Genomic DNA, 5,459 nt, shown 5'->3' on the forward strand with positions numbered 1-5,459 from the left:
TCCGTCGTCGGCAGCGTCAGATGTGTATAAGAGACAGCCGGTGCACCGGGGCGTTCGAGCCCCGGAGGCGCGTTCGCGACCGAACGACTCGTTCGGTCGCGCAGCGGGCCGGCGGTGCGGGGGCCGGCTCGGGTGCGGCCGGCTCGGGTGCTCGTCCCGCCACGGTTCATTCCGCAAACACCGCGCGCACCCGCGGTTCCGTGCCAGTATCGGTTCAGCCCGATTCGAGGCTTTTGTGCAAAAGACACGGGGATGCATGTCTCGAGTGCGACGAACTGAGTGGGTCCCTTTCCGCAGGGCGGCCATCGGATGCGTCGTCGTGGCCGTGGCGCTGGCCGCCTTCGGCCTGACCGGCCGCGGCAGCCATACAGTCGTCCGGGCCGTCAGCGACGCGGGGTTCGTGCTGTTCTCGGTGTTCGCGGGCGGTGCGTGCTTCCGTGCGGCCCGCCTCAGGGGGCCCGGACAGCGCCTCCCGTGGTGGCTGCTGGGCGGTGCAGCGACGTGCTACGCCCTCGGCAACACGGTCTGGTTCTACTACCAGGTGCTGGCGCCGGACTCACAGACCTATCCCGGACCCGCTGACGTCTTCTTCGTCGCCGTCGTGCCGTTCGCCATCGGGGCGATGCTGACCTTTCCGAGCCGGGAGCTGAGCCCGGCGGCGCGGGTGCGGTCCATCGCGGACGGGCTCGTCGTGGGCGCCGCGCTGTTGTTCATCAGCTGGATCCTGGTCGTCGGACCCCTCTTCGAGCAGCTCGGCGACGTGACCTGGATCTACCTCGCGGTCTACCTGTTCTACCCGCTCGCCGACATCGTCATCATCTCGATCGCCATCGGCCTCGCCATCCGTGCGGCGGGCCGCGAACGCCTTCCCATCCTCCTCGTCGCTGCCGGGTTCGTGTCGATCGCCTGTGCCGACACAGGAATCAGCTACCTCGCGCTCCTGGGGAAGGACGCCGCGGGAAGCGGCCTCGACCTCGGCTGGACCGTCGGCTACATGCTGCTCGGTCTGGCCGCTCTCGCGCCCTCGCGGCGTGCGGACGTCGCCGAGGACCGCGTGGACCCGCGCGCCCTGGCGCGCGAGCTGCTGCCCTACCTGCCCGTGGCGGCCGTGCTGGTCGTCGTCGCCGGGTCGCCGGGCCTGCTCGCGGACCGAGTCCTCGTCGGCGTCCTGGTCGCTGTCGTTGCCCTGCTGGTCTTCCGGCACATGCTGACGCTCGCGGACAACATCCGGCTCACCGGACACCTGGAGGACACGGTGCGGCGGCGCACCCAGGCGCTCGAGCAGCTCACGCACCAGCACCGCTCCATCCTCGACGGGGCGGGCGAGGGCATCGTGGGTCTCGACCGGCTGGGGCGGCTGACCTTCGTCAACCCGGCGGCAGCGGCGTTGCTCGGGCGTGCCCCGACCGAGCTCGCCGGCCGTTCCCTCCACGAGGTGACCCAGCCGCTCGACGCCCGCGGCGAGCCCGTGACGGCAGCGTTGGACCCGGTCGCGCAGGCTCTCCTCGACGGTCAGGTCCGCGCCGTGACCGACGCGACCTACCGCCGGGCGGACGGCACCTACTTCCCCGTCGAGCTCACCGTGGCACCGACCCGGGACTCGCAGGAGGAGGTCAGCGGCGCGGTGCTGATGTTCCGCGACGTGACCGAGCGTCGGGAGGTCGACCGGATGAAGGACGAGTTCGTCTCGGTCGTCAGCCACGAGCTGCGCACACCACTCACGTCCCTGCGTGGCGCCCTGGGCCTGCTGCAGGGCGGGTTGCTCAAGGACGCGGAGCCGAGGGCACAGCGCATGGTGCACATCGCGGTCGAGTCCACCGACCGTCTGATCCGTCTCATCAACGACATCCTCGACGTCGAGCGGATCGCCTCGGGCAAGCTCGCGCTGCACCGAAAGGCGTGGTCGGTCAGCGAGCTCGTGGCCCGGGCCGTCGAGGAGATGACCGGTCTCGCTGCGCAGGCAAGGGTTCGGCTGCAGGTCGGCGAGGTCCGAGGCTCCGTGGACGCGGACGCGGACCGCATCGTCCAGACGCTCACCAACCTGCTCTCCAACGCCGTCAAGTTCTCGCCACCCGACGGCACCGTCCGGATCACCGCCGCGGAGACGGACAGGGAGGTGACCGTCACCGTCAGCGACGAGGGAGACGGCATCCCAGCGGACCATCTGGAAGCCGTCTTCGGACGGTTCGCGCAGGTGGATGCCTCGGACAGCCGGGAGAAGGAAGGCAGCGGTCTCGGCCTGGCGATCTGTCGCGGCATCGTCGAGCAGCACGGCGGGCGGATCTGGGCCCTCAGTGAGCCCGGCTCGGGCGCGACCTTCTGCTTCACGCTCCCGATGGTCGACGCCTCCGACCCGCTCGGGGCGCCGGACGCGATCCGATCGGTCCCACCGGTCCTCGTCTGCGAGGACGACGCCGCGACCCGCGCCGTCATCTCCGAGCTGCTCCGTTCCGAGGGCTATCGGGTGGTCGGCGCGGGATCCGCCGAGGAGGCCCTGACGCTGGCTCTCCGGGAGACGCCGGCCGCGGTCCTGATGGACCTGGCCCTGCCGGGACAAGACGGTTGGACGGCCATCTCGGCACTGCGGGCCGACGAGCGGACCCGCGATGTCCCGGTCATCGTCATCAGCGGCACCGAACCCGGACGCGTGCCGACCGATGTCGTCGCCTGGCTGACCAAGCCCCTCGACATCGCCTGGCTGCTGGCCGAGCTGAACGTCGCGGTCGCGGACGGCGGCGCGGGACCCCGCCTGCTCATCGTCGAGGACGACCCGGCGTTGACCGGCGTGCTCGTGGCGCTCTTCGCCGAGCACGGCGTGACCGCGGTGGCCGCGCACACCGCCCGGGACGCCCTCCGGCTGAGCCAGGAGATCGCGCCCGACCTGCTGCTGCTCGACCTGCTGCTCCCCGACGGTGACGGGTTCGACCTGGTCGACTGGCTCCGCGAGGACCCGAGGCTGTGTCGCGTGCCTCTGGTCGTCTACAGCGCGCTGGAGCTCGACGAGCACGACAAGCAGCGACTCCGTCTCGGTCCGACGCAGTTCTTCACGAAGGCGCGGACGAACCCGGCCGATGTGCAGCACCAGGTGCTGCAGCTCCTCGACGCGGTGGTCACGGGAGGCACCCGATGAGCCGGCGAGTGCTCATCGTCGACGACGACGACGCGATCCGTGAGGTCGCCCAGGCCAGTCTCGAGATGGTGGCCGGGTGGGAGGTCACCGCGGCCTCCAACGGCATGGAGGCGTTGACCATGGCAGCCGCCGACCCACCCGATGCCATCATCCTCGACGTGATGATGCCCGTCATGGACGGGCCCACGACCTTCGCCCGGCTGCAGGACGATCCACGCACGCGCGACGTGCCGGTCGTGCTGCTCACCGCGAAGGTGCAACCGGCCGAACGGCGGCGGTGGGACGGCCTGGGCGTGGCGGGCGTCCTCGCCAAGCCCTTCGACCCGTTCTCCCTGTCGGTGCAGGTCTCCCAGCTGCTCGGGTGGGACTCGTGAACGCCACAGGTCCTCGTCCCGACGGCTCACCGGCCGGCGGGGCCGGTGCCGGGCCGAGCGCCGCCGAACGGCTGCAGGCCATCTACGACCGGGCCCGCGCGTCCTTCACCGAGAACCTCGACACCATCGACACGGCCGTCGAGCACCTGGCGGGCGACGTCCTCGACGAGGAGGAGCGGCACGCGGCCGAGCGCGCTGCGCACCGGGTCGCGGGTGCAGCGGGAACGGTGGGCTTCCCGCGGGCCACCGCACCGGCCAGGCAGCTCGAGGACGCGTTCGCCGAGGGCCCCCGCCCGGGCGACGTCGCCGTCTTGCGAGGCCAGGCGGCCGCTCTGCGCCAGGTCCTCGCGGGCGCGGCCGCGACCGACGACGAGTAGCCAGGCCCAAACTCTTCCCGTCAACTGTTGACAGTCTTCCGTCCCGCTCTCTACTCTTGCGGCAACGACCGAAGAGAGAGGGCTGCCTTCAATGAGCGCTCCGCAGTTCCCCCCGACGCACTCCCCGGCCAGCGACAGAACCTGATCAGCTCCGACCACCCGGGGCCTGGCCAGCAGCCCCCACCAGGCGCGAGTGGTCAGCGGGACCTCCCCCAGCGCGCCGACCGAAGCCACCGGCATTCGGCGTGCCCGGATGCAGACCCGCGCAGAGTCGGTGACAAGCCACTACGCGGGTACGGCCGCGGGCCCGCATCCCTCGGCGCGCCCCTGCGCACCGAGGACATGGAGCGACTCCTCGCCGCGACGACGACGTCGACGCGCGGGGGGCTGGCCCTGCCTGACGACGAGTAGGTGAGTCCAGCGCGGGGTCGCAGGCGCCAGCGATGTCACCGACCACGGAGAAGTGGCGCACCTCCACCGAACGGATCGCTCGTGCCCGCCGCGGCAGCTGGCCACCCAGCACGGACCTTCGACCACCCAGCAACACACCGAGACCCACCCGGGCGAGAGTGAGCTCGCCCGCGAAACAAGGAAGTTGGACATGACCCGTATCAATGGCGCTACCACCGAAGGAAACCAGACCATGAGCATCAAGCGACGCGTATGCCTCGCGGCGTTGGCTCCTGTGCTCCTGCTCTCGGCCGCGGCGTGCAGCTCGTCGGCCGCCGGGGGTACGACCGACGCCGCTGGTGCGGCTCCGACCGGGTCGGTGCCGGAGGTGCAGGTGGATCCCGCGGCGGTCAAGCTGTTGCCGGCGGCGGTCAAGGAGCGCGGCACGATCTCGATGGCCGCGGACCTGCACAACCCGCCCACCTCGTACCTGGACACCGACAACAAGACGCCGGTCGGGTACAACGTCGACATCGCCACGCTGCTGGCGAAGACGCTCGGACTGAAGCTCGAGGTCAAGAACGTCTCGTTCGACACCATCATCCCCGGCCTCTCCGCCGGTCGTTTCGACTTCACCGCGACGAACATGAGCCCGACCCCGGAGCGGCTCAAGGTGCTGGACATGGTCACCTACTGGTCGGCCGGGTCCTCGCTGGTGATCGCCAAGGGCAACCCGCTCAAGCTGAGCATCACGGACCAGATGACGCTGTGCGGACACAAGATCGCGGTGGTGACCGGCTCGACCCAGGCCGAGAAGTACCTGCCGCAGATCTCCGACGACTGTCAGGCCGCGGGCAAGCCGGCGGTCGACGCGGTGGTCCTGCCGGACGTGCAGGGCTCGTTGACGCAGCTGGCCTCCAAGCGGATCGAGGGTGTCTTCTCCGACACCGCGCCGTTGGCGTGGGCCGCCAAGCAGCAGCCGCAGGCTTTCGAGCTGTACCCGCAGCGGTACAAGAAGAAGGTCGGCAACAACATCGTCGCACTGGGGACCGCGAAGACGTCAGGGCTGGGCCCGGCGCTGCACGCGGCGATGCAGTCGCTGATGGCCGGCCCGGCGTACAAGGCCACCCTGGACAAGTGGGGCCTGGGCACCGGCGCCATCTCCAGCTCCGAGCTGCTGAAGTAACG

General features: G+C 70.6%; 4 protein-coding genes. All 4 read left to right on the forward strand.

All coding sequences use genetic code 11. The annotated features are described in order from the left end of the window. Positions 1–319: 319 nt before the first annotated feature. The 4 genes from ACR9ZK_RS20480 (at position 320) to ACR9ZK_RS20495 (ending at position 5,457) form a co-directional block, all read left to right on the forward strand. Positions 320–3,130 (forward strand): ATP-binding protein, encoded by a 2,811-nt coding sequence (locus tag ACR9ZK_RS20480; RefSeq protein WP_481343808.1) that lies wholly within the window; start codon positions 320–322, stop codon positions 3,128–3,130. Next, positions 3,127–3,504: a response regulator gene (locus ACR9ZK_RS20485; RefSeq protein WP_481343809.1), complete on the forward strand. Its 378-nt coding sequence runs from the start codon at positions 3,127–3,129 to the stop codon at positions 3,502–3,504. Before ACR9ZK_RS20480 ends, ACR9ZK_RS20485 begins: the two co-directional genes overlap by 4 nt. Further along, on the forward strand, positions 3,501–3,881 hold the full coding sequence (locus tag ACR9ZK_RS20490; RefSeq protein WP_481343810.1) for an Hpt domain-containing protein: 381 nt from the start codon (positions 3,501–3,503) through the stop codon (positions 3,879–3,881). Before ACR9ZK_RS20485 ends, ACR9ZK_RS20490 begins: the two co-directional genes overlap by 4 nt. Positions 3,882–4,524: 643 nt before the next feature. Further along, positions 4,525–5,457, forward strand: coding sequence for an ABC transporter substrate-binding protein (locus ACR9ZK_RS20495; RefSeq protein ID WP_481343811.1), 933 nt, complete (start codon positions 4,525–4,527; stop codon positions 5,455–5,457). The last annotated feature ends 2 nt before the right edge of the window (positions 5,458–5,459 follow it).

The organism is Monashia sp. HAY1-5C, from assembly GCF_056755255.1.

What these genes read in the sequence shown, in the direction of transcription:
- ACR9ZK_RS20485 (WP_481343809.1), top strand. Translation starts at nt 3,127, where the DNA reads ATGAGCCGGCGAGTGCTCATCGTCGACGACGACGACGCGATCCGTGAG.
- ACR9ZK_RS20495 (WP_481343811.1), top strand. Translation starts at nt 4,525, where the DNA reads ATGAGCATCAAGCGACGCGTATGCCTCGCGGCGTTGGCTCCTGTGCTC.